Below are 26433 nucleotides of genomic sequence, written 5' to 3'. Positions count from 1 at the left end.
AAAACCTTTAAGGGAATATGAAAGAATGCAGGTATATGTAAAATTTTAAATACATACTTCCAGCCCGTTGACCTTGTCCCAAAAGTCTCTTATATTTACTCCCGACACAACAACTCAGAACGGGTGGTGGGATGATTTTGTTCAATAATAAAGGCAAGAAAATGCTCGCTATGCTTACACTTATACCTTTGGCTACAGGGATGGTCATGGGAGCTTTCCCTGTTGCGATAACGTATGCAGATGCGGGAGATGGCTCGCCAGTCAACAGCTCGGCAACAGGTTCATGGCAAACGGGAGATTTGCATGTACATACGTTTGAGTCCGATGATGCACAGGTTTCACTGGAGGACGTGCTCGACGCGGGTTTAACCAAATATGGGCTGGACTGGATCGCGCTTACGGATCATTTGCGGTTATCCAAGCGAGATCACAACGGGAACGACATTTCGGGTGGACCAATACCCATGTCTCAAGGGATGAATGAATATCAGGTACCACAGATCAAGGCTTTACAGAATGCAGGCAAATACGAAGGTAAAACGATCTTCTCCGGTTTCGAATGGGACATGCCTACACATGAACATGTTGGGGTAGGAATTCTCACGGATGAGCCGAACTCAACAGAAGCGCTGAATGCTGCCAAGGAATTCGAATATCGTTTCACGAATCGGGCAACGAACCTGTTTAATGCGGCTGACGTGACGAAATGGGATCAAAACGGAGAGCGTGCTTACACGTCTCATCAGGATGCGTTGGCTGCCATCAACTGGCTTGCAACGAACTATCCAATGACAAGTTATGCGATGATCAACCATCCTTCACGCGGCAAAAACAAATATACCATCGCGGACTTCCGTGAGTTCAACGATCTGGCTCCACAAGTTGTATTTGGTATCGAAGGCATGCTGGGTAACCAGATGGAACCGGATCGTGGAGGGTACAACACAAGTTACAATGTAGCCAATCCGACCGCTGATGATGGATACAAATACCGTACATACGGCGGTGTAGACTATATGGTCGCCAAAGTGGGCGGTCTGTGGGATGCATTGCTGGGAGAAGGACGTCATTTCTGGAACTATGGCAATTCAGACTATCATTTCAAGACGATTGGCACGAATTCCAGTGGTTATTTTCCGGGCGAATATGCCAAGACCTATTCGTGGGTTGAGGGTACAGGCATGCAGGCAGTATTGGATGGACTGCGTTCGGGGAAATCATTTTCCGTATTCGGTGATCTGATCAACGCACTGGACTTCACAGCGTCCGGAGCAGGTGCTCAGGTTGAGATGGGCGGAGACCTTAATGTGACCCAAGGCGATGAAGTAGAGCTGAAGATTCGCTTCAAGAGTCCAACGACAAGCAACAACTATGAAAAACCAATTAACAGCGGCACGTCTGCTGGACAAGTACCCGTGGTGGATCACGTCGATCTCATCGCTGGGGATGTGACAGCCAAGGCACAGAAGGGCACAGCCGCATATACCAAAGACACCAACGACTCTACCAAAGTACTGGCTACCTTCACATCCAGCGATTGGACGACAGATGCCGAAGGTTATAATGTCATCACAACCAAGATCAAAGCCACAGACCAGGACAAGTATTTCCGCCTGCGCGGTACGAATCTGGGCATGAACGTGACAGGAGAGACTGTTAATGGTGAACCACAGCTTGATCCGAAAAATACAACAGCTGATGCAACGACACGCTTTAATCAAATTAACGATAGCAACTATCGCGATCTGTGGTTCTACTCCAACCCAATCTTCGTGAGTGCCACACCTTACAGTGATGCACAGGCGGTAACTGACACGCTTCAAGCAATTGATCTGGGCGATCTGAGCGCGGTCCATTCCGATCTTACCCTTCCTGCTGAAGGGAAACACGGGGCTACCATTAGCTGGTCCAGTTCCAAGCCGGAACTAATGAATAACGAGGGCAAACTGCTAATGCAACCGGACAATAATGAGCGACTGGAACTGACGGCAACCGTGCAACGTGGCACGGAGTCACAACCCAAAACGTTCACTATCATTGTGGAAGGCAAGAATAATCAGGTGCTGGTGTTAAAAAGCAACATGACTACCGCTGACGGCCAGCCTTATCACACGGATACATGGACGAACCAGTCCGTAACGGTTAGTGTAAACAGCGCAGTATACGCGCCTGCTACTTCCGCAATTATCGAGTTGTCCCGTGATGGAGGGCAGACGTATGAACCATATACAGAGAATACGCCTTTGGAGATAACGGAGCTGGGAGAGCACAACCTTTTATTCCGAGCAACAGATGATCTGGAACAAACGTATACTTTACCTCTGGTCATTAAAATAGACCGTGAGATTCCCGTCATCACCCTGCAAGGTAGCAGCCAGATGACGCTGAATGTGGGAGACACATATAACGAGCCTGGAGCACAGGCTTCTGATAATGTCGGCATCCGTGGTTCCGTGCAGGTGGATGGCACGGTGAACACACAAGCGGCAGGAATCTACACCCTTCGGTATAACGTGAAGGATATCGCTGGTAATGCGGCACAGGAAGTTATCCGTACCGTGACTGTACAAAGCCGCTCAGGCAATGGTAGCGGGGGTTCAGGTGGAGGTAATGGAGGCAACTCTGGTGGGAATTCTGGAGGAAGTACACCAAGTGTGCCAACAACGCCTACAGTTCCAACCATACCAACCAACCCGGATGCGGGATCAGATTCATCCACTGAAGTGAAGGTTGAGGTGGAAGCGAATCAGCCGGTCCAAACCGGTTTGAAAGATATCGTGCAATTCAATGTTCCATCGGGAGCCATCGGTTCCAAGGATACGTTGCAAGTGTCCGTGGTTGCCAAGGACAAGTTGCAGAATACAGCTTCCCTGAATGTACTTGGACAAGCTGTACAGATCAGCCGCAGTGGCGGAAGAACGTTGAATGATCAGGCGGCATTAAGCCTGAATGTGGATTCGGCAGCTCTGCCGAATGGTACCCAACCTGCAATCTACTATTATAATGAAGCTCGTCAGAGCTGGGTATTTATCGGTGGCAAGACGAATGCAGCAGGAACCATAACGGCTAATATTAATCATCTGGGTACATTCGTTGTGTCCAGTTACACACCGGTGAATCTGTCTGACCTGAATGGACACTGGGCTTCCGACTATGCAGATCGTTTGTTGGGCATGAACGTGGTTCAAGGTTACACAGATGGAACATTCCAACCATCGAAGAAGATCACACGGGCAGAGTTTGTTACGTTGCTCAGTAAGGCGCTGGCATTGAAGTCCGTGGAGTCCGATCTGACATTTGCAGATCAAGGCACTCTGCCAGACTGGGCGAAAGGGGATATTGCCGCAGCCGTCCAAGCCGGAATCGTGAAAGGCTACGGTGATAACACATTTAAGCCCGATCGGACGATTACGCGTGCCGAGATGGCTGTGATGATGGCGAATGCGCTGAAAGTAAGTTCAGATGCACAAGTCGGAATGTCTGGTAATCCCTCCGTTAAACCAAGTTTCACCGATGCATCGCAGACGCCATCTTGGGCACAAGAAGCACTGGATACCGCGGTGCAGGCCAAGATTGTGAGCGGATATACAGACCATACGGTTCGTGCAGGAAGTGAAACGACACGAGCGGAAGCTGCGACGATGATCTATAATTTGTTGCTGGCCATGTATGTGTGAGGAGTAACGAAGAGAATTAACCGTATATAAAGCAGATAAAGTAGATGTAAAGCAGATAAAAAAAACTGATATCCTTTTGGGGTATCAGTTTTTTGAATTAAAACATTTTCATCTTCGGGTGGCATGTAAGGCGTCCCATTGCTGTAATTCACGAAACGAAAGGGCAAGTTACTGTGATAGAATGAGTTAAGTTTGGTCGATGAAACGGTGGGGGCTAGAAAATGAACAAAACGGAGCGGCAGCTTGCGGTTACGCTTGAATTGCAGCGAAGAAAGATGTTAAGAGCAGAAGATTTAGCTGCTCAATTCGAAACAAGTGTACGTACCATATATCGAGATATTCAGGCATTAAGTGAAGCTGGCGTTCCAATTATGGGAGCTCCGGGTCATGGGTATTCCCTCATGGAAGGATATTTTCTGCCCCCGGTAAGCTTCACCGCAGAAGAAGCGGTATCCCTGCTCATGGGAGCTGATTTTATCGAACAGAGATTGGATACAGCATACGCGATGGAGGCTAAGTCGGCTCAACGGAAAATTGAAGCGATTTTACCAGAAGCCGTTCGTAACGAATCCACGCGTGTTCGGGAAACGATGCGACTGCTTCATACGGTTGAACCTTTAAACCGAGCGCGGGTGAAAACATACCTTAACCAGATACGTAATGCCATTCTGGAGCAACGCAAAATCAGCTTTATGTATCTGAAAAAAATGCCAGGAACGGATGGCAATCGGTATAACATGCGTGAGGTTTCACCCTATGGACTCTCACTTGTTCAGGAGAATTGGGTGTTAATTGCACGTTGTGATCTGCGACAAGACATCCGTCATTTTCGTTTGTCACGCATGACTGAACTTTCCGTGCTGGAGGATCAGTTCCTTTTGCCGTCGGACTTTGATCTAAACAGTTATCGACCTCCTGACGACCGTAACGAACAAGTACTAATCACGGCCAAACCTGAAGTCGCTGACAAAGTTATGGAGGCCCTTCATTTTTATATGGATGCATTTGAGGAGCAAGAGGAAGGTGTGATTTTTCATTTTCGTGTCCGCTATCCAGAGGAAATATTGCATTATTTGCTTGGATGGGGTGGAGATATCGAGGTCTTGGAGCCGGAGTCTTTGCGCTTCCGAATGCAGGAAGTAGCCAAAAATATCTTAAAACACTACTGACATACACCTGTCAGTAGTGTTTTTTTATACTTTGATATATCACAGATCAAGAGGAGAAGGTTGCAGGATGAGAAGTACAACGGAAGTATTGAAATCATTGGAAACGGCAGTAGAACGCTATTTGGCAGAACTGAACAAATTGGATATGAGTAGTTTACTTGAAAAACAAAGTGAAGAGGAATGGTCCATTGGACAGATGTATGTACATCTGATTCAATCAGCGCTTTTCATGCATCTTCATAATGTTGAGCAGTGTTTGAGCAGCGGGGATTCAACATTAAACTCGGATGAGGAAAAAACAGAACTGGGTAGGCAAGTGTTTGAATTAGGACAATTCCCTCCTATTCCCGTAAAGGTTCCTGCTTCCCCTCAGTACACCCCGCAACCACCCGAGAGCAAGGATTCGTTAATCGATGGTCTTCACATGGTCGTGGAACGGATGAGAAGTACAGAACCTCTTGTATACCAAGCATCGGTAAACAACAAAATACGTCATCCAAGGCTTGGCGCTCTAAACGCTCAGGAGTGGTTTTTGTTGATAGAGATGCACTACAGACATCATTTTTTACAACTGGATCGATTGATATCGAATCTGGAAATGTATACGAGAGAAGGGAATGGGGTGTATCAATGAAACCAAATCAGGATACTAGATATTGGATTGGCGTTGTATCTGGTTCTCATGTGAATGTAGCCGTAGAGGGAGGGTTTGCGCAGCTATGCCATGGCAAGTCAGCAATGTTGCGACAGATGTCTGCGGGTGATTGGATGATATACTACTCTAGACATATCAACTGGAAAGCCACTTCAGGCGTTTACCGCCATTGGTCAGATTATCGACGACAGGGTCTACCAATATCAGATGTCGGAATCCTTTATACCCTTTCGCCGAGATCTCCGTTATCTTCCATGTCGAGAAGTAAAGATCGCAACGTTGTTAGACCGTCTCACTTTTACACGCGGGAATCGCAATTGGGGGTTTCCGTTTCGTAAAGGTCACTTTGAAATTGGGGCTGAAGACTTCATGATGATCGCTTCTTCGATGTTGGAAGATGAGGCACGGTCACTACTGGATATTAGCTTAAGCCTGAAATGTTAACCAAACCAAAAGGCCCATAGATTGTCTATGGACCTTTTTGCTTTATGGATAATCATATCCGCCACCGTTGATATTACATCTACGAAGACGATGAATGCCCAAGGAAAGACCTTTAATCGCCCCGTATTTCTCAATGGCTTGAATCATATACACAGAACAGCTTGGTTCAAAACGACATTTGTTCCTCACCTCAATAGGGGCAAAACGTTGATAAATTCTAATACTCCATATTAGGATCTCTCTAACACGTCGTAGAACGATGAAGAACATACTTGCTATGAAAACAATCTGGGCACTCAGTAAAGCATATACTGGAATGAATGGATTCAAGAGATAAAAACAAATCATAGAGATGATTAGCCCTGTGAATAATGCAAGTGTAACGTTAAGCAAAGACTTCAACCAATCGATTTCTGGAATAACATGAGTTCTTATATAGAAACTGCTTCGAGGATCGTTTTCTTCATGATGTGTATGTAAGAGTCTAATAAGTTCTTCTTCGGATGGCATGTTATTATATATCAGTTCCTCAGGTTCTGAGTTTCTCATGATTGTTGTATTATTATTAAATCTCTCTGTAGAAAATCAGCATATAATGATGCGTTGTAACAGGTTGCTGAAGACAACCGGGTTTCTCAGTGACGGATAGCGACTCCATGGATTGATAGATCCATCCGGATTGTGCTTTGTGATTGATGATATCGGCAAATAAATTAACAGCAGCCTGAGTATCACCTCGGTTTACTTGAACATTTTTGGGACCTGGAACAACTGTGTACTCTCTCATTTAAATCATCCTTTCGTATGTTGGAATTATGGCAATAGGCATTCCATTATTTTACTATGGGTATGATGAACTGTCGATTGAAACTTATTAGATGAGATTGGATTAAAATATAGGCCATCTAACAGGATGGTCTTTGTTGCGATTAAGGTTTAAATTCAAGTGAAAAAGTCAATAAAAGCTCTGTAAGCAACGCTGTACAATCCACTGAAAACCAGTACAATTGAACCTATAAGAACATAAGATAAAGAGAGGTATTTCTCCATGACGGATACAAGTGGGAATCGCAAAGTTGACGGCTATCTAAAAAAACTCAAAACGTGGCAGGAAGAGTCCACAAAGTTGAGAGAGATTATTCGGGATTTTGACCTGACAGAGGATATGAAATGGATGCACCCTTGTTATATGCTCGATGGGAAAAACATCGTCCTGATCCATGGATTCAAAGAGTACGTAGCCATTCTATTCTTCAAAGGTGCTCTGCTGAAGGATACACACGGCATTTTGGTCCAGCAAACGGAGAATGTACAGGCAGAGCGTCAGCTTCGTTTTACCAGTCTGGAGCAGATTGTGGAGCAGGAGGCTATGATCAAAGCCCATATCCAGCAAGCAATTGAAGTGGAACAGGCCGGATTGCAGGTGGAAATGAAAAAAACTGCCGAATATAGCGTTCCTGAGGAACTTCAGCAGCAGTTTGATGAGAACCCTGCTTTCCGGGATGCATTTGAAGCACTGACACCCGGACGGCAACGGGCATATCTCTATTATTTCTCACAACCGAAGCAATCCAAGACAAAAGTGTCACGAATCGAGAAGTACATGCAGCCGATCCTGGAGGGCAAAGGATTGAATGATTAATTTTAAAACAATAAATTTGAGGGAAATTAAAAGTTAAACGAGTTGAGAGCCTTTTAGATATAATCCGAAAGGCTTTTTGCCGTTTTTGCTAAAAGTTTAGATAACAGGAGAGTATCCCATATGATTCGAACTTACCAATACTACGCAATTTTTAATTTTGCTGAGGATGGAATTAATGTTACATTTCCTGATCTGCCTGGATGTATTACCTGTGGCGATTCAGTTGATGAAGCATTAGTAATGGCGAAAGAAGCACTTGAATTATTTTTGGATGGAGAACCTGTTGAAGATATTCCGCCACCTCAAAGCATAATGCCTGAATTATTGAACTTTAAAGATAAAGCGTACTTAATTGAAGCAAGTGTTACGTATAATTGATGAATTCTATGTTCTCATATCTGATTCACCAAACTGAGTTTAGAACATCGTCGACTTCTTTGATTCTTGTGACAGATGGTGTTTGAATTAGATTTCCTTTGACCATGACCATAGAGATGTCTGACAAGGCCTCGATATGTTCTAGCGGATTTTGCTCTATGATAATCAGATCAGCATGTTTTCCGATATCCACCGTCCCTGTAACATCATCAACGCCGAGGATCTTCGCATTGGTTCGGGTCACCATGTCGATGACCTGTTTGTTGTTCAGGTTAGCCTGTCTCATGTAGTGGTCCATCTCTCTCCACATATCATAGTGAGTCACGTAAGGCATGGCGGCATCAGTGCCGATACCAATGGTGATGTCGTTTTCGATCGCTTGCTTGACGCCCTTAAGCATTGAATCGTAGACGAGTCTGGAGTTCTCTTTCACCGTTGCACTTACCTTTGTTACGCTGGTATCTAGTGAGGCGGATGGATAAGCGGCTTGCAGGGTGGGGATGAGTGCGGTGTAGCCATTCAGGGCATTGGGATTATTTTTGTACAAATGAATGATTTCGTCGTCCATCTCCGAACCGTGCTCAATCGTATCGACGCCACCTTGTAACGCAACCCGTACGCCTTCCGTGCTCTCCACATGCGCTGCCACCCGCAAACCAATCTTATGCGCTTCATCGCAGATCGCCGCAACTTCCTCGACCGTCATCTGTAAACGTCCAGCTTCGCCCACCATCTTCGCATCTGTCACGCCGCCCGTCACACAGATTTTGATCAGATCCACGCCGTGCTTCACATTGATGCGTACATTTTTTCGTGCTTCCCACGGGGAATCCCCCACCAGAGCGAGAAAGGGAGCACCATGTCCGCCCGTGATACTCAGGAAAAATCCGGATACTAGCAAATTGGGACCGACAAAGTCACCGTTGTTAATCTCATCCCGCAGCTGGACGTCCGTGTAAAAGAATTCGCCCACACTGCGCATCGTTGTCACACCCGAATGGAGTGCAGTCAGCGCGTTACGTTTCATACGTTTTTTCAATACGTTTCTACCAAACTTGGTGTTCAATATCCGATCATAGGCAAACTGCAACAAACCTTCACTGACCGAGAGACTGAACGGTTTACCATCTGCAAAGAGGTGTACATGGGCGTTAATCAATCCAGGCATTACGTATTTCCCTGAGAGGTCGATTGTTGTGTAGTGACTAGGGATAAGTAGTTCGTTATCTTTGCCAATATCCTGAATAAGTCCTTGTTCATTGACGAGAATCGTCATGTTTTTTTGCAGATCGCGGTTCAGATCTCCGTGGATCAGATTGACGTTTTTCAAAGCATAAGCGGTGTTCATGTTGTGTTCCTCCTTAGAATGTGGGGGTGGAGCTATATAAGTTGAATGATGGGTATGTACACTTGTCACTCCGATGACAGAACAACCTTCGGATCGCTGTTATCCCCTGATTTTTTTGATACCCTCTTATTAGGGGGAAATCCGGTGATAGCTTATGCTTCCGATGTAGCTTTCTTTCAGAAAGCTTTCAGGCGAACGCTTCGCTTCCTCTGGTTATTTCTGTCCTCTCCGTTATCGTGTAAATATTGGTTCAACTTAAATAGTTTGGTAAATGGTAGCTATTCGTCTTAAAAAATGAATTATAAATTCACTTTTGGGCCAAAAAAATATAGTAACTTAATGTTAGTGTTTTTTTGCGTGCAAACCAAGTGAAGTTGATCTGATCTGCACGCTTTGTCTGCACGGCATAAATAATGAGAGGGAGCGTTATTCGTTGAGGCTCTTGATACCGTACAATCTGTATACATACAACGCTTCGAATATTTGCTTCCGGCTGTCCTCACTCATATCCCGCTTCAATAGATCCAGGTTCATGTCGATCACGTTGTGTGCGAGGATGTTCAGTAAGATCAAATTCTCTTCAGTGCCAATCTCATATCGTTTATATTGGTTCTTCAGATATGCCTTTTTGGTCTCGATCATCAGCTCAACAAGTTCATTCTTGGCGTTGGTGTAGATGGTTCCTTTATTCTTTTCGAAGATGATTACAATCTGATTCCGGTATTTACGTAACACATCCACCTGTTCCTGCAACAGCGCCGACTTCCGCTCGCTATCCGTTTCCTCGAACAAGGTCTGGTTATCAAAGTGAATCGTCTCCACCAGCACATTTTTCAGATAATCCACCAGATCCGGCGGCACGACGGCGTAGAATAGTTCTTTCTTGTTCTTAAAATAAGTATAGATATTGCCCACGGAAATATTGATCTCATTCGCGATATCGCTCATCTTGGCATCCACATAGCCTTTTTCAAAAAAAACTTTGAGCGCCGCATATTCAATCTCTTTCCTGACTTCGTCTTTCTTGGCTTGCACCATAGGGAACGACTCCTTAAAAGTGAATGGATTATTCGTTATTAGGTTAGACCTTTTTGAGGGGGGTGTCAATGAGAGAGAGTGCAAAGGGAAAAAGAATGAATAAAAGACAAGAGCACCGTTTTGGTGCTCTTGTCTTTTAAATTTAATCATAATTGAGAGGGAAGTATGAGTTTGATTGCTTGGGTAGATTACATGCGCCAAGGAACCTGTGGCGTTTTATAACGAAAAAAAGTGTTCGAATCTTTTTTTACATAAATCCATGGTGGGTTTAGTGGTGTGCCTTTCGCCTTGTAAAGGACTTCACCTTCATCACTTGATGCATATTCATCCAGATCGGAAGGACTAGAATGAACTGTTCCTTGATAAGATAATTTATTTCCTTGTACTTCAACATTAGGTGCACCAGAGAAAATTCTGTTTGCTGTATTGAATAATCCAACTCTTCCCGAAGACCAAAGGAATAATTCACTGAGTAGTAATAAGCCAACCAGCGTAAAAATGCCTATTAATATTCTTTTTTTTCTCATCATTCTTGATCTCCTTTTGAGTTTCGACTATGGTGTTACAACCCAGGTAACAATGTTAGTGTTCCAAGTTCCGTATTTGACGTAGAAATCGGAAGCAATATCGTTACTCCAATTGTTTTTTACAACAAGGTATTTTGAATTGGATTGGAAGGTTCCTCTCACGAATTCTTTATAACCAACGACAGTAACGGTGTGATTACCAAAATAATCTTGACTCCAGTAACTTTGAAGCGTAGGTTGACCTCCTTTATATTTAATTCTCATTTTCCAAATGTCGTAATCGGGCAAGAGGCCATTTTGTACTTCAGCATTAGGTCTTCCATTTTTTCTGAAATAGGATTGCAGTCCATCGTCTATATTATAAAAGTCAGTTAGACCCTCACCCGAACTGGTCTGTGTAGTTCCCATCTCTTTTCTTAAAGACATAACTATGTCTCTTTGGTTATTTGTAGGATTTAAAGAAGGATAACTTTTTGCAAACCACATTACAATGTTTGAGGCCGCTGTAGGTGAACAACCAGTATACTGTCCTGATGCATAGGTCCATTGTTTCTGATTAGTAACTCCAGAGACATAAAATTTATCGATGCTGTTATATCCCGTTTCCCAAGTACTTGGATCGATATTAGTCACACCATTGCTTGGGTTACTTTGTCCTGGGCTCATAATCGTTATGTTTTTAATCGTCTCCCATTTTTCCCTGTTAGGATGATTACTTTCAACAGGTATTGGATACTCATCTTTTGGTAATTCGGTAGAAATGTGATAAGTGTCATCAATTACAAAGTCTGGTGTTTCACTATTTATTACTTTTAGAGAAAGCTTTGTTCCACCATACCATACCAACTTCTGGTCAATAATTGTGCTTGTGCTTAAATTTGCTTTAGAGGCAAGAGATTGAATTTCTTTTTGGTCCAAATCTTCTACGATGGAACTTCCTTCTGTTGTCCACATTTGAATAGGTTCTTCATCTAGAAAAGCACTTACAATGACATAGCCTTGGGGTTGGCCTGCTTCCCCAATTAACGAAACTTGATATGCCACATGATTGCCAGAAGGGTCATATACATACTCCACATCTGCTGTGAGTGTATCTGTTGTCCACACATCCGCAGAACCCAAAGAAATCTCATCTAATACTAAGGAAGCCGCCGCTTTCTTTGCAGTAATAACATCTACCATTTTGTTGGAGTCAAACTCAGAAGTTAAGTTGTTCTGATCAGCATATGATATGCCGGTAACTGAAAAAAACAGCGTAAACACTAACAAAAATCCAGTAAGTGAACAGAAAATCTTTTTCAAATCAATCCCTCCAAATTTTAAATGATTACGATAAGAATCTTCTTGATTTTTCCCCTCTCGATAATGTAAACGGAAACCAGTGAGTAAAAGTTGAATAATAATCATTAAATTCATAATTTTGTAATAAATGAAGGGGATAAACTCCTAAATCTAAATTTTTACAATAATATGCGATCTTTCTTATAGCGAAAAGAAGTAAAATATGCAAATGAAAAATGAAGCATTTGTCCTAGTTAACATAATGCTCAAATAGACGTGCAATATAGATATTAGATGTAATTCAGAAAAGGTAAGAGTCTTATGTCCTATATTTAACAAATCGTATATAATAAGTGTGGTAATGAAGGTATATGGTTATTAATGGAGGCGATTAAGTGTTAGATAGTAGGAATGTACTGCGGTACTTCGTTGAATATGAAAAGAGAACAGCTCTGATGGGAAACTCATTGAGTCAAGTAGAAGGAGAACTATTCAGTAGTGAAATTCTGAATGATCCTGTCCGGATGGAACAAATAGTTCATCAGAAGAGAAAGATAGATATATTCAAGAAAATAACGTCTTACCCTGATATTAAAGGTCATTTGAGTAAAGGAACATATATAGAAGATGAACTGAACAGTGAGATTGAACTTGTTGTTTCTGGTATGAAGTCGGTAGAGGAATTCCTGTCAGGAGTTCCCTTTAAATTTACGGATAACAGGACTAATTCGGAACAATTCATTTCTAACTTGTTAGATAGTCCCATAACGGTTTGCTACCCACTGTTGAAAAAGACGACAAGAAAAGAGACTTCAACCAAACCATTAATCACTTTTATTGGGCGTATAGAAGAAAAGAAATTGAAGGTGGAACAGTTTTATATCAACCGTGAGAGTTTGGGGATTATTGTTGCCAAGTTAACGAATAATTCTACATTTGAAGTTGGAGACATTGAAAAAGCAAATTTGCTTGAACTGATGGATGCTAATGTTTATTCTCAACAGAAAGATATGTATGAAATTTTAAAGATTCTCAATAAAGAGTTGAAAAGAAAATACCATAAAAATATAGACGACTTCAAGACTCATGAAGGTTGGCAGATGCCAGCGCAAGTTTTTGTGACATTTGAAATGTTGGAGGAAATGATTAGGCCGATCTTCCAAAAAGAAATAGAACGTATTCTTGAACTTACGACAGAAGAATTTCCATTACCTGAATCTCTAAATACATATTTAACGGGTGGTCAAAGCACTAAAGCATATGTCAAAGAAAAATCAGGTCAATATTTTCATCGTGGGAGTTACACGGATAAATATCCGATTAACGAGAAACAGTGGCATGTTATTGAAGCTGTTAACAATCACTCTCTATTGTCAGTGAATGGGCCACCAGGGACGGGGAAAAGTACATTACTCAAAGAAATATTCGCGGATAACATGGTAATGAAGGCAAAAACTCTGATAGATCTGTGGGATAAGCCATGGGAGAAACTGAAAGAGAGAAGTAAAGAGTTATATCGAATTCCTTTCGAGATAGATGCTAGAACTTTCTCTATGGTGCTCACGAGTACCAACAATAAAGCTGTAGATAATATTGGTATGGAATTACTCAAGGAAGTATCTTACTTTGAGGAGTTTGTTAAAAGGAAAAAAGGGAAAGAAGAAACAAAAGGTGTCTTTTGTGCAAGGCTGGGTAATGCGACGAATAAAACGGCTTTTACTACAGAGTTTGTTCCAGATTTCATTGGAGGACTGGAAGAAGCTAAAACTGAGAACATGGATGGAACAGTAAGAGGGCAATTTATTTCTGCATATCAAGAATTGGAACACCTACATAAGGGTATTGAGCAATGGAGTGCTGCTAAAGAGGAATTAATTCGTTATTTTGCCGTTCAAGACACAGTATTGAACGATCCTGCAAGTGATCTGTCTTCCTATCAATCAGATTTAGAAATTATGAATGGTCAACTTAATGATATTGTGAATTCCAATATGATTTTAAAAAGGGCCATTTATAAAGGGAAACAAAATAATAGAGACTTAAAGATTCAACTAGAATCTAGAGAATTAGACCTAACGGAATGCGCTGAAGCGATTAAAGAAGGATATCAAACGTTGGAGAAGTTTCGATTATGGAATAAGAAAGCTTGGTTAGGGTGGCTATTACCGAAACGTAGAGCGTTTCTCAAACAGCATATTTCCGAAAGCTATATTGAGGATCAGTTGATTAAGAAGAAGGAAAAAGAAGAAGCTGAACTTAGAGCGGCATTGCTTCATAAACAATCTGAACAAGATTGCCAGATAGCAGAGATAGTAACTTTGGAGGGGGAACTGTACGAACTGGAGCAACAGCAATTAAGCTGTAATGAAACTATCCAGTTTCTTGGTCAGGTCATAGGGAAACTTGAAGCATTTTTGTCGTTGGAGAAAGAGCTTGCTATTAAGTGGGGATTCAAGAATATCTCAAAATATAGCACATTTGATTTTGCATCGGATCGAGTTGTTCTGGAAAAAAGGCATGAACTCTTTCAGCGCTCATTGAGCGTAACAGAGCAATATGTGAAATTACATGCGGAGGAAGTTTTGCACAATCTTAGAATGGTATGTCAGGGGATGTGGTTCCAACCACTTTATAGTGAAGGAAATAAGCGCGACAGGGAATTCAGCAAAGGTATTAAGGCACTGTGGGACACTCTATTCTTATGCTTTCCTGTAGTCACGTCAACGCTTCATTCATTTGGAGAAAGAACATTTCAATTATTACCGGGACTTATTGATACACTGCTTGTGGATGAAGCAGGTCAGATTATGCCGCATTATTTAAGTAGTCCTCTATATAGATCTCAGAGAGCGGTTATTGTAGGAGATATCGAACAATTAGAACCCGTAAGGCTTTTGAAAACTAATGTGATTGATGAAATACCAGCAATTGCTGAGGAATATCATGAGGAGATTTGTGTACAGCGCAATAGTGCACAGAGTTATATTGACCGAAATTCAGATATTTACGAGTGGGATCATTACGATAAAAGAAAAGGATTAATTCTTACAGAACATCGCAGATGCGAAAAAAGTATCATGCAGTTTTCTAATCGACATGTATATGGTGGAATTCTGACTGTTGTTAATCAGGACAATCATGATAAATTGTTTGGTAATAATCTCGTTGCGGTAGATGTGAGGGGCTTAAAGAACATTAGGACACATAGTAATATGTCCGAAGTTAGAGTCTGTCAGAGGTTGGTTGAGACTTATGTAGAGCAATACGGGGTGAATAAGAAGGACATAGGTATTATTACACCTTTCACGAAGCAGAAGGATAAGCTGCAAAAGGAGATTCCAGGTGTAGATATAGGAACTGTGCATGCCTTCCAAGGGCAGGAAAAGAAGATTATTATTTTTAGCTCGGTCATTGATAGTTCGAAACAAGCGGGAATTGCATCTTTTGTTGGAGGTAGCACTAACTTACTTAATGTTGCACTGTCTCGGGCTAAGGAACAATTTGTGTTGGTAGGTAACATCGAAGTGATCTCTGAGCTCAAACAGAACCATCTTAATAATGTATTCGAAATTATCAAAGAAAATGGGGTGTGTATAAGTCCGCTAGAAGAGAAATACCACACGATTGCTGAGGATATGGATGCAATGGCATTCAGTCTTTATATCGATTCTTCAAAAGGTTCTCAAGGCTTGCTTGATCCGTTCTCCGTATACATTCGTGAACATCTGCCTGAGCGTCTCATTCTCGATCCGAGAGATCATTACTTGTTGTTAATGGAAGCTTTACGTCATGCAACCAAATCGGTTGTTATTTTCTCACCTTGGATTATGTCGTCTGTAGTTAATGATGAGTTCGTAGAGTTGGTTCAGACAGCGTTAAGGAAGCAGGTGGAAGTGAGAATCGGATTTGGATATAAAGGTGGTAAAGCAGTCGGATTGGATCATATCCCGGGAATTGTAGAGAAAGATAATTCGTTTGGTGGGAACGATAAAATTGTTATTTCGATCTCTAACCTGAAAGATGTGATGGGAGAATCACTCCAATATATCCCTCCGATCCATTCTAAAATTCTTTTGGTAGATGATCGTTATCTGTTCCTCGGATCACATAATTGGTTAGCCAAATCTGGCAAGAATAAAAAGAATAAGCGTGATGAGGTAAGCTGTCTGGTCACAGAAGATCGAATGATTCAATATTTAAAGGAAAGATATATTCAGGTGAAGTTGAAGTAAGGCGAATAAATTCATATAAGGAAGGTTGAAGCATGGAAGAGGTCGTGAAATATTATAAGGACAATCTGACATCTTATTCATTAGTCTATAAACACATGAAATTAACATATTATTTCAGTTTATTTATATTTGGTGTTTTTCTAATTTTAGCATATTTATTTATAATTACATTTCCTTTGTTATTAATTGGAAATTACTTAGCTAAGGGAATTTGTATTGCATTTGTAACGATATTTCTATTCTCTATATTAACTACTTCTTATATGAGTAAAAAGGCGAAAGTAGTTATACTAAATCACTATGACATTCATGTTAAAAAAGGGGGGTGGAGAACTATAGAATTTGATTCAATGCAAACTAGAATGTTCATAAATTATCTAAAATTAAACAATTTATATTCTAAAGAGAAACTACAGTTAATAGTTTCATTCACAGAAAAAAACATTGAAAGAGGAAAGACGCCTTCCTTCCTAACTCCAGGAATTTTTATTGGCTTGTTTATTCCTTTGTGGTCACAATGTGTAGTATTCATCTTCAAAGGAGTTAAGGAAACTGATTACAATGGATTGTTTTGGCTTACAATCATTCTAGTTGCAATTATTATATATTTTTCACTTATAGTTGGGACATATAAAAGCTTTTTTCATTTAAGTAAAGAATTATTTTTGTTTGAGGATGGTCTAAAAAAGAATTTTCTTCTGAAAATTGAGGATTTATTACTAAGAATATCTGATTCTGAAATTAAAGAGGATGAGCCCTATAATTTGATTTTGCGAAGAAAAGATAAAGCCCAATCTTAATTATCAATCTATATGATTTTTATAGCTAATAAGAAAAAGGTGATAACCGTGAGGGAGAATTTCAGTCAAAAGGAGTTATTCGATCATATCGGAAAACTTCAGGATCGGGAAAGACAAAAGATAACTTCTATGGGATTGAGCAATTGGGTTCTGTTTGCAACTATAGGTGCATTAGGCTATCTTCTTTTCCCTGGAATTAGTTTAATACGTGAGAATATAACCTATACATTACTTTGCTATGTACTTTTTATGAATTTATTAGTAGCGGTTTTTGACGTTTTTAATTCTCGTTTCAGGCAAGAGAAAATTATAGATTTTAGGGATAAATCAACAATTGTAGCTTTGCACGATAGTAAAATAATATTAAGAGACTTTGAGTTTCTTCAAGGTGCAATTTGTTTTATTCTAAATATTATTGTTTTATGCTATTATCCACAGTGCTGGTTAGTGTTAATCATATTTATACACAGATATTTTGGGACAATATTCTCAGCAATATACTTTTCCAATAAACCTCTACCTGAACATTTTAAGCCTAGAAGACAATATTCCAGTTACAGCATTTTTCTATTAATCATTTCTGTTCTACCGTTCCTTTTTGTTTTTGGACAAGATAATTATTTTACTGATGAAAACTTGAAACTTAGTTTGTATGGATTAGTATTAGTTTTAATTACTATGCTGTTCCAGATGCTATTTGTTATTTTCTCGAAGCGGATGAAGATCGGATGGCTAGAGACTCTTGAAAAAGAAATAATATTAAATAATTTACCAGCTACTTCTATACATGCTAGGCTCAAAGATTACTATAAATTCAGTCAAATAGATGACTACTTTTAATCAATATAAGGGATGACGGGAATCTAAATATATTGGTACGTATTCGCGTACCACATCTTTTCTATAGTTATGTTACCCTCTCCTTAACAAAGGAGTGGTGACATGACAAGTACCAACAGCGAAGACCTGACTTCGCAGTACGCGCAACTCGTCCAACAGGAAGACGATTACGTCGACCAACTGGTCACATGCAACAAACTCATCCTGGACGCCATGGACATCATCGCAAAGCAGGCAGGTGCACTAGAGATGGATACCGTGAAACAAGCAGCATATCACCTTCATTCCATGGAACAGGATCTAAACCGAAAGTTATTTGAAGTCCGACTGGAAAAGAGCATCTTGGCAAATCAAATGAGCCAGTCTACATAAACTCACCTTAACTAAAAGGACAGCGCAGGATCATATAAGATGATCTTGAGCTGTCCTTTTGTCTGTCCATCCATACGTTTTTCACTCTCAATTTAGCATTGACTTTCCTCCCAAATCCCCCTACACTTCAATTATTAAAATACTTTTAAAAACATTCATTGAATGGTTCGAAATGAACGAAAGGAGGCATATAACTTACCATGTTACCCACATCACACAACACTCAACAGGTGAAGCGCATTAACGTTGAACTGGTGAAGAATACGCTCCGATCCATGGGCGTAGGCACAAAAGCTTCCATTGCGAATCTGACCAAACTCAGCGTAGCGACATGCGGCACGATCCTGAACGAATTACTCCAAACGGGTGAGATTATCGATCTGGGTCCAGACGAATCGAGCGGGGGAAGACCAGCCAGTCGGTACCAATTTAATGCTGACTACGCCAGTGTGCTCTGTCTAATTATTCGAACAGAGGGCGGCATTCACTCGATTACACATACATATGCCAATCTGAACGGAGAGATGGCGGACGAACAGACGCTCATTTTGGAAGAGATTAATGTAACGGTGGTAGAGGATCTGATTACAAATCTGATCGAACAACACCACAATGTGCAGGCGATTGGTATCGGCATACCTGGGGTGGCACACAACGGCGTGATTGGGATTTGCGACGTACCGGAGCTAATGTATCAGCCGCTCGGCCCAAGGCTCAAAGAGCAATATGAAGACGTGGAAGTGGTCATTGGCAATGATATGAACCTGACGGTCTACGGACTTTACAACCAGCAGCAGTTTGAGGAAGAGAAGAACTTCGCGGTAGTTACGTTTCCGGAGAACCATTTTCCAGGTGCAGGTTTTATCATTGATGGTCGTCCGCTGACCGGGAACACGCAATTTGGGGGCGAGGTGTCCTTCTTACCTTTTGGCGTGTCACGAGAAGAGCAGTTGCGAATGTTGAAAACGACGGAAGGGTTGCAGGAACTCGTCACAAAGACGCTGATCTCCATCATTGCAATTATTAACCCGGCAGCGATTGTCGTTACGGGCGATACAATGGACACGGCTATGCGGGATGACCTGTTACAAGGCTGTCTGGATCACCTGATCCCACAGGAGCACATGCCGGAGCTGATCATACAAAGAGACACTCGGCGCGAATATGTTACGGGGCTGGTCGCAGTGACGCTGGAGAGCCTGACCTACCGCATTCAGGTGATTGAGAAGCAGTGGTAAAAGAACAGTGAAATTAAAGAGAGATTTGTTTATTTGAGTAATAATCCATTTCAATTCTTTCTATATGATTCAACTAATTACTTATATACCGTAACGGAGAGGACAGAAAGAACTTGAAGAAGCGAAGCGTTCGCCTTTATCACCGGATTTTCCCTTTAAGAAAAGGGATGAAAAAAATCTGGGGATAACAGCGATCGGAAGGTTATTCTGTCAGCGTAGTGTCTCTGTATATCATCTCAGGTTGAACTTATAGTCATGAATTAAATTCATTTTTCTAGACACAATGGAGGAACTTATTTTGAATCAGCAAGCAGGCACGCAAGGGAACAAACGAAAGTTCAACAAGCTGTACGCCATGCAGCTGGCAACGATCTTTCTGGGATTTATCGTATTTGGCATATCGGAAAATATTAAGGGGCCAGCCATCCCGCGCATTCAATTCGATTTTAATCTGGATGAGAAACAGCTCGGGACGTTATTGTCCCTGAATGCACTGGGGTACCTGATCGCCTGCTCCTTCACCGCTATTCTGGTTCGCAAATGGGGCATTAAGGCGGTTAGCATCATATCGTTTGCCTCGATGATCCTCTCGGGTGTGTTCATTTATGTGTCTCATACCTATCCACTCTTCGCTTCATCGTACTTCTTCATGTACATCGGTAACGGCATGCTGGAGATTGCTTTGGCGATTCTGGGTGCGCGGATTTTTGTGAAAAACACAGGTACGATGATGAACCTGTCCCATTTCTTCTATGGGCTGAGTTCAACGGTAGCACCTTTGCTGGCGACGGGTGTGATGTCTTTGCGCGTGTTTGGACACGAACTGGACTGGCGCGGCATGTATCTGGTGATGTTGTCACTCTGTCTGCTGCCGATCATAGCGGCGCTGCGCAGCAAATTCCCGGGTGATGATCTTCCTCATGAAGATCGGACTTCACTGAAGACGTTAACACGTGATCCAGCCATCTGGCTGATGGTGCTCATTCTTTCTTTTGGCGTGGTATCGGAACTGGCAGTTGGAGGTTGGCTCGTTAACTTTCTGGAGAAAGCCTATACGTGGGACACGGTCAAAGCATCTGGGCTACTGTCTGCGTTCTTCCTCAGCTTCTCGCTGGGACGCTTGCTGCTAGGTCCACTGACGGACCGAATCGGATTCGTGTTGTCCCTGATTCTGTTCTCGGCTTTCTCGGCGGTATGTACATTCCTGGCGATTGGGGGCGGAGAGGGACTTGCGTTCTTCTTTGCTGTATCGGGGGCAGGTATTGCGATGATCTATCCAACGGTGATGGCGTTTATCGCACGCAGATATCCGAACGGCAGTGACACCGCGATTACGTTCACAGTTACTCTGATGGGGGTCGGCAGTGTCATCGGTAACTATGTGATTGGCTGGGTGATTGAAGGTGTGAAGAATATGTACGGTCCAACGACTCAGTTGGGGCTGCTGCGTGGACTTCAGGCGGGATATGGATTCATTGGTCTATGTGCTGTGATCTGTGCGGCATCTGGCGTAGTGTTGTACGTGTATTTGAAAAGAAGGCAGGAACTGATTTAGTTATCAATTGAAATGATAAAGCCCCACGGATCGCCATGATCGGTGGGGCTTTGCATATAAATATACGAGTAGATTAGTACGGTATATCATCTATCACTAGTAACTTAACAAATCATAACCACAGGTCATGTAAAGTAAGGATTTTTTTATCATATACCAGCCACTCTACTATACAGTCCGCATTTCCTTAGGCAAACCTATGACTTGTTTAAAGCCGTTCTTCTTTTCCAACGTTTCAAAAGCACGTACAATCCAAAAGCGCCTAAGAAAACCACCGCTGCCGGAACGATATAAGGCTTAACAATTTCATCCACATGCTCCCATTGAGAGCCTAATTTGAAGCCTAAGTAGATGTACAATGAGGTGATCGGAAGCATGGCCAAGAATGTAAAGATACTGAACTTAAACACATTCATCTTCGCCATACCACAAGGGATCGAGATCACGGTCCGAATGCCGGGTACAAAACGTCCAATGAAAGCTACCCCGCTGCCATATTTCTCGAAGAACTTATCGGAAGCGTCCAGATGGTGGGGGCGAATCAAGAAATACTTGCCGAATTTTTCGACCATCGGCCTGCCGCCGTACCGTCCCAGGGCATACAACGTCAGAGGTCCAAACGTTCCGCCTACGGTACCCGCCAGAATTGCCAGCCATAGCTTCATATCCCCAAGATACACCCAATATCCCGCCATGGGCAGAACGAGTTCAGCAGGTACGAATTCAAACGACAAGGCAATGACCAGACCTGCGTATGACAAATCTTTAAAAAAGAGTATAAATTGCGTGATCCATTCTGTCATGCTTTCCCTCCATGAATCTATCTTTTTTTATATAAAAGAAACACTCCTATACAAAGAGTAACAATAGCGAATAGAGCTTGTCAAAACTCACATGCATATCCGATTTAGCCTGTCACGCTGGGATATGTTAGGTCGTACATAAGCGGAATCTCATTCGACATGAATTGAGCAGGAGGTGGGTCTTCGAACAAGTTGAACTCCATATCACCCCTAACACCAATATAACGCTCTGAAAATGCTTCCAATTATAGTATGATAAGACTATCACTAGCTTCTTCACCATCCTGTACAGAAAGAGAAGGAGATCAGAACATGACCGTAACTTCGATTATCGACCAGATCCATATTATTGAATACAATCCCTCTTACGCTGCCGCACTCGCGGATATGTGGAACCGCAGTAACGAAAGCTGGGGAGGTGGCACCAACCTTAGAACAGAGGAAACGGTTCGCCGCGAGATGGAGAGTTCGTCCAATCTTTATGCATTTCTAGCTGTTCATGAGAAAGAGGTTGTTGGCTTCTGCAGTTTTGCTCATTACCGTTATGACGAGAGAGCACTATATGTACCGCTACTTAACGTACGCCCCGATTATCACGGGTATAAGGTCGGACGCAACTTGATCCTGAATGCTGTGCGTAAGACCGTGGAGGCCGGATGGCCTCGCCTGGATCTGTTCACATGGGCAGGCAATACAAAGGCTGTACCGATGTACAAGAAATGCGGATTCTTCTGGGAGAAAAAAGATGATAATGTACATCTGATGAATTTCATCCCCACGATTTTGCAGACCGAAGCACTTGCTCCTTATTTCGAGGAGTTGGATTGGTATGCAGACAGTACGCGTGAACTCGTCATCGAGCCGGATGGCCGACGGGAGCGTGGTTTTGATTTCTTTGACTATACGTGGAAAAAGGGAGATGTCTCCCTGCGGGCTGTATTTGAAAAGTCGGGTCGCGGGCTGACTGCCCTCGAAACACCGGATTACGAAATCTCAACAGAAGTCGACGATCATGATCTGGTATTCGGTTCCAGCTATAACGTTCGCTATCGCATTAAAAACAATTCTGCGTCCGAATTGGCAGTCGAGATCAAGGGTGAGGATAACAAAAACATTCGATTTGCGCTGGACGTTGCACAGGCAGTTGCTCCGGGAGAAACCATTATCGTGGAAGGTGAGTTTCACCTTGATCCGATTACAGAGGAACAGAATAATAATAAGACCCATCCCGTTGTCGCCAGCACTTGGTTGATCGGCGGTAAGAAAGCGGAGTTCAGGTTGGGTATCGCCCCGAAATTCCCGGCCAAGATCAAGACCGTCTTGCCTGTGAAGGAGCTCTACCCAGGTATCCCGTCGGAGTTGGTTCTGAACGTTGAAAATAATGTGGATGCAGAAACGGAGTTCAGCTTGGAGCTGCCTGAGGATGAATTCCTTGAATGGGCGGAGCGTGCGGTGCGCTTTACGGTGCCTGCCAAAGGCAAAGTGTCTGTGCCAGTACCTTTCACCTTGCGTTCGTATGGTCTCTATTCCCAAGAAGTAGAAGTGACGGCAGTCCCAGCGGGGAACCCGGCGATCTCTTTCACAAGCAAACTTTCTGTACTGATGAAGGGAATCGAAGGGAAATATGGTGGGCAGATTGAGGATCAATGGGTGGCTGTTAATGGCGCATTCTCCATTCATATGAGCAAGCAAGATAATATGATGTGGATTGAATACCCTGGCTCCATTCATTCCTTCTGGTGGACTTATCCGAAGCTGGGTAAGCCGTTTGCCGAAGAGTTATCCAAGAAACAAGCAAAAGAAGTGAATATCTATCCCGAAGGGGAGCGTCAGGTTCTTGAAGCACTGTATGACTCGGAGGATTTCCCTGGATTACAGATCAAGTCTGTCGTTAAGTTGTCTGCGAATGGAGTCGCCGAATTCCACCATGAGGTTGAAAATACACGAGATACCGCTTGGGAAGAAGACCTGTTCCTAATGAACAACTTCGGTTTCTACGGAAACCGGTTAATCCTCCCGTACCAAGATCGTTTTGTGGATATGGGGGATTCTTACGCTGGCGATCCGAGCCATTGGAACAGCTCTCAAATCACGGAGAATTGGTTGTTCTGTAAGGAGGCGCATGGTGCCAGCGGTATCTATTGGGACCCTTCTCTGAAGCTGCTTCGCCCGGAATACACGCTAGGATTTCAGCATGAGCTTGGTCGTATTCCCGCAGGAGCCGTAGTGCGGACGAAAGAAACTGTATATGCTTTGAACACGTTTGCGAAGTGGCAGGATTTCCGTGCGTTTGCGCGGAAGCAGCGTAACCCGATCATTCCGTTGCTGGACAGTCATCTGGATCTGACACTGAGTGAGGGGAATCCATTTGCCCCGGACGTGCTACAAGCAACGTTGTCTGAACACAAACTGGTTCCGCTTGCGGGCAAGCTGGAGCTGTATGTGCAGCAGGGTGGCGAACCTGAGGTTATGGCAAATGCGAAGCAATTCAATCCGGAGCAGAATCTAAACTCCGCCAAGCTGACATTTTCACCAGACGAAACGGACCGAGACCAACACGTGAGTGGTTGGAAAGTTCGTGGGCTATATCGGGGCGAAGATCGGATTCAGGAGCGAACTGCCCTTTGGTTCCCGCAGAGCGGAACAGAGGTGGAGCAGATGATTGAAGAAAGTTCATCTGGACCTGTGTACACCGTAGATAATGGAGTATTGTCGATCGCCGTTGCTCCTGAATTCGGGAGTGTAGTACACTCCCTGAAATATTCAGGAGAAGAATGGCTGGATAGCTCGTACCCTGAACCGGCCCCACGCTCGTGGTGGAATCCGTGGTACGGCGGGTTGGGTGTGGGGGTTCCGGGCATGAATGGTTTCAGCCGCCAGTTGGAACAAAGAGCCGCTTCCTGGACAGAGCACAAGGACCAATACGGCAACGTCTGGAAAGGCATAAAGCTGACCACCCGAATTGAGAAGCATGAAGCGAATCGGGGAATCACGATCCACCAGCATTATGTAATGCTACCCGGTGTTCCTGTGCTCTGTACGCTGCTTGAAGTGACAAACGAAAGCGGTCTGACGCTGACGAATTACTCGCTTGCGGAGGAACGTTTCCTCCAGCCTTCATCTGTCTTTGCGGAAGGTTGGATCGAGCAACCGGGTAAAGATCGATTCCCGCTAGGCAAGGTAGATGTGGGCCTGCCACTTGAAGACCTTTTGCGAGTCGGATCGGTTTCGCGTGATAACATGCTGCATGCGGTCCATCGTTACCCGAATCAGAGTGCATGGGGTTTTGCCAATAATCAGGTGACGGGTCTGAACGTGAATCATCATCTGACAATCAAGCATGGGGAAACAGTCTGGACGGAGCCGACATATCTTGTCCTGGGGCCAATCCCGCTAAGTTCACCGGATGTGCAGGACCTTCTCAAACTGAATTTTGCAACTTCTACCGATGAAAAGGAGGCTCCACATGACGATCATTGATATTCACATTCATCTGTCGGACATCGACAGCTTTCATCGAACAGCGATCGATCTATCGAAAGTGGATTACTCTGCCGCTGGTCTTAAAGCGGAGTTCGATAAGAACGACGTCATTCTGGGTATCGGAATGGGGGTTACGGAGCAGACGAAGGGAGCGTTCCCGGATTCCAGTTCCCCTAACCCGATGGGACTTGATTTGGAAGAGAAGATCCCATCATTCCTCATGGAATGCGTGGGCATCAATCCCAATGCGCTAGATGGTAAAAACGCTCAGGAAGAGCTTGACCGGATTGAAGCAAGACTGCAATCCCCTGAGGTAGCCGGAATCAAACTCTATGCCGGATACTATCATCACTATGTGTACGACAAAATCTATACCCCAGTCTATGAACTCGCAGCCAAGTACAACCTGCCTGTCGTGATTCATACGGGTGACACGTACTCCATGAATGGATTGCTCAAATATTCGCATCCGTTGACGGTGGATGAATTAGCCTTTCAACAGCGCGGTGTGAACTTCATGATCTGTCATCTGGGTGATCCCTGGGTGATGGATGCTGCTGAAGTGGTGGCGAAGAATCCTAACGTGTATGCGGATTTGTCTGGTCTTGTGGTGGGGGATCGGCCTCATTTTGAACGGTTCATGAACGAACCTTTATTCATGGATCATTTCCGCCGGGCCTTGGTCTATTCGGATCATTACGAGAAAATGCTGTTCGGCACCGACTGGCCGCTTGCGCCCATCGATCTGTATGCCGAATTTGTCCGCCGACTTGTACCGGAGCAGCATCACGATAAGGTGTTCTACGAGAATGCATTTGAGCTATTTCCGCGTATTGGACAGCGGATTGCCGATATGGGTTAGAACCTAAGTACCGAATTTTTAATATTTGAGGGGACGTATAGCATGCTTGTCATGGAAGTATGAATCATGCGATGTTCATGTTGAATCCC

The 26433-nt window shown here is 43.2% G+C and carries 20 protein-coding genes and 1 pseudogene; 14 read left to right on the top strand and 7 right to left on the bottom strand.

The window, feature by feature from the left end; translation table 11 throughout:
- Nucleotides 1–137: 137 nt before the first annotated feature.
- The 4 genes and pseudogenes from OM416_RS08660 to OM416_RS08645 all read left to right on the top strand — a co-directional run bounded on the left by OM416_RS08660 (nt 138) and on the right by OM416_RS08645 (nt 5945).
- A complete protein-coding gene (locus tag OM416_RS08660) occupies nt 138–3677 on the top strand; it encodes an S-layer homology domain-containing protein (RefSeq protein ID WP_264928493.1) in 3540 nt (1179 codons plus the stop codon).
- Nucleotides 3678–3898: 221 nt separating this feature from the next.
- Entirely contained in the window at nt 3899–4846 is a 948-nt protein-coding gene (locus OM416_RS08655) for a helix-turn-helix transcriptional regulator (RefSeq protein ID WP_264928491.1), read from the top strand.
- Nucleotides 4847–4913: 67 nt separating this feature from the next.
- The gene (locus OM416_RS08650; protein ID WP_264928489.1) at nt 4914–5480 is read left to right on the top strand and encodes a DinB family protein; all 567 of its coding nucleotides are present in this window, start codon (nt 4914–4916) and stop codon (nt 5478–5480) included.
- A pseudogene (locus tag OM416_RS08645) lies at nt 5477–5945 on the top strand (EVE domain-containing protein). The gene OM416_RS08650 and the pseudogene OM416_RS08645 overlap by 4 nt, the downstream one beginning before the upstream one ends.
- A 42-nt stretch (nt 5946–5987) precedes the next feature.
- Here OM416_RS08645 and yidD read toward each other — a convergent pair.
- Both yidD and OM416_RS08640 read right to left on the bottom strand, forming a co-directional pair.
- Nucleotides 5988–6215: a membrane protein insertion efficiency factor YidD gene (gene yidD, locus OM416_RS31905; protein WP_413775770.1), complete on the bottom strand. Its 228-nt coding sequence runs from the start codon at nt 6213–6215 to the stop codon at nt 5988–5990.
- A gap of 295 nt (nt 6216–6510) precedes the next feature.
- A complete protein-coding gene (locus OM416_RS08640; RefSeq protein WP_017686982.1) occupies nt 6511–6732 on the bottom strand; it encodes a hypothetical protein in 222 nt (73 codons plus the stop codon).
- A gap of 261 nt (nt 6733–6993) precedes the next feature.
- Between OM416_RS08640 and OM416_RS08635 the strand changes: the two genes are divergently transcribed.
- Nucleotides 6994–7587 carry a YdeI/OmpD-associated family protein gene (locus OM416_RS08635; protein ID WP_264928485.1) on the top strand — a complete coding sequence of 198 codons (594 nt, stop codon included), beginning with the start codon at nt 6994–6996 and terminating at the stop codon, nt 7585–7587.
- A gap of 120 nt (nt 7588–7707) precedes the next feature.
- Nucleotides 7708–7965 (top strand): type II toxin-antitoxin system HicB family antitoxin, encoded by a 258-nt coding sequence (locus OM416_RS08630; protein ID WP_264928483.1) that lies wholly within the window; start codon nt 7708–7710, stop codon nt 7963–7965.
- Nucleotides 7966–7990: 25 nt separating this feature from the next.
- Here OM416_RS08630 and OM416_RS08625 read toward each other — a convergent pair whose 3' ends face one another.
- The 4 genes from OM416_RS08625 to OM416_RS08610 form a co-directional block, all read right to left on the bottom strand.
- On the bottom strand, nt 7991–9313 hold the full coding sequence (locus tag OM416_RS08625; protein ID WP_264928481.1) for an amidohydrolase family protein: 1323 nt from the start codon (nt 9311–9313) through the stop codon (nt 7991–7993).
- Between the two features lie 426 nt (nt 9314–9739).
- Entirely contained in the window at nt 9740–10351 is a 612-nt protein-coding gene (locus OM416_RS08620) for a TetR/AcrR family transcriptional regulator (RefSeq protein ID WP_264928479.1), read from the bottom strand.
- Between the two features lie 188 nt (nt 10352–10539).
- On the bottom strand, nt 10540–10881 hold the full coding sequence (locus OM416_RS08615) for a hypothetical protein (RefSeq protein ID WP_264928477.1): 342 nt from the start codon (nt 10879–10881) through the stop codon (nt 10540–10542).
- A gap of 24 nt (nt 10882–10905) precedes the next feature.
- A complete protein-coding gene (locus OM416_RS08610; RefSeq protein WP_264928475.1) occupies nt 10906–12285 on the bottom strand; it encodes a hypothetical protein in 1380 nt (459 codons plus the stop codon).
- A gap of 329 nt (nt 12286–12614) precedes the next feature.
- Between OM416_RS08610 and OM416_RS08605 the strand changes: the two genes are divergently transcribed.
- The 6 genes from OM416_RS08605 (at nt 12615) to OM416_RS08580 (ending at nt 21196) form a co-directional block, all read left to right on the top strand.
- Complete coding sequence (locus tag OM416_RS08605; RefSeq protein ID WP_264928473.1) at nt 12615–16391, top strand: AAA domain-containing protein; 3777 nt, start codon at nt 12615–12617, stop codon at nt 16389–16391.
- Between the two features lie 32 nt (nt 16392–16423).
- A complete protein-coding gene (locus tag OM416_RS08600) occupies nt 16424–17191 on the top strand; it encodes a hypothetical protein (protein ID WP_072734656.1) in 768 nt (255 codons plus the stop codon).
- Nucleotides 17192–17239: 48 nt separating this feature from the next.
- Nucleotides 17240–18031: a hypothetical protein gene (locus OM416_RS08595; protein ID WP_264928471.1), complete on the top strand. Its 792-nt coding sequence runs from the start codon at nt 17240–17242 to the stop codon at nt 18029–18031.
- A 102-nt stretch (nt 18032–18133) separates the two neighbouring features.
- Nucleotides 18134–18403, top strand: a complete 270-nt coding sequence (locus OM416_RS08590; RefSeq protein WP_264928470.1) for a hypothetical protein — start codon at nt 18134–18136, stop codon at nt 18401–18403.
- Nucleotides 18404–18603: 200 nt separating this feature from the next.
- On the top strand, nt 18604–19641 hold the full coding sequence (locus tag OM416_RS08585; protein WP_264928469.1) for an ROK family protein: 1038 nt from the start codon (nt 18604–18606) through the stop codon (nt 19639–19641).
- 355 nt (nt 19642–19996) lie between these two features.
- Nucleotides 19997–21196 (top strand): MFS transporter, encoded by a 1200-nt coding sequence (locus OM416_RS08580; RefSeq protein WP_264928918.1) that lies wholly within the window; start codon nt 19997–19999, stop codon nt 21194–21196.
- 197 nt (nt 21197–21393) lie between these two features.
- On the opposite strand, the gene OM416_RS08575 is transcribed toward OM416_RS08580, so the two are convergent.
- On the bottom strand, nt 21394–21999 hold the full coding sequence (locus OM416_RS08575) for a DedA family protein (RefSeq protein ID WP_264928468.1): 606 nt from the start codon (nt 21997–21999) through the stop codon (nt 21394–21396).
- 312 nt (nt 22000–22311) lie between these two features.
- Between OM416_RS08575 and OM416_RS08570 the strand changes: the two genes are divergently transcribed.
- Both OM416_RS08570 and OM416_RS08565 read left to right on the top strand, forming a co-directional pair.
- Entirely contained in the window at nt 22312–25479 is a 3168-nt protein-coding gene (locus OM416_RS08570; RefSeq protein WP_264928467.1) for a GNAT family N-acetyltransferase, read from the top strand.
- Nucleotides 25466–26344 (top strand): amidohydrolase family protein, encoded by an 879-nt coding sequence (locus tag OM416_RS08565; RefSeq protein ID WP_264928466.1) that lies wholly within the window; start codon nt 25466–25468, stop codon nt 26342–26344. Before OM416_RS08570 ends, OM416_RS08565 begins: the two co-directional genes overlap by 14 nt.
- Nucleotides 26345–26433: the final 89 nt, after the last annotated feature.

The sequence above is a fragment of the Paenibacillus sp. LS1 genome, assembly GCF_026013365.1.
Lineage (GTDB): Bacteria > Bacillota > Bacilli > Paenibacillales > Paenibacillaceae > Paenibacillus.
This window is presented reverse-complemented; position numbering and strand designations above follow the sequence as displayed.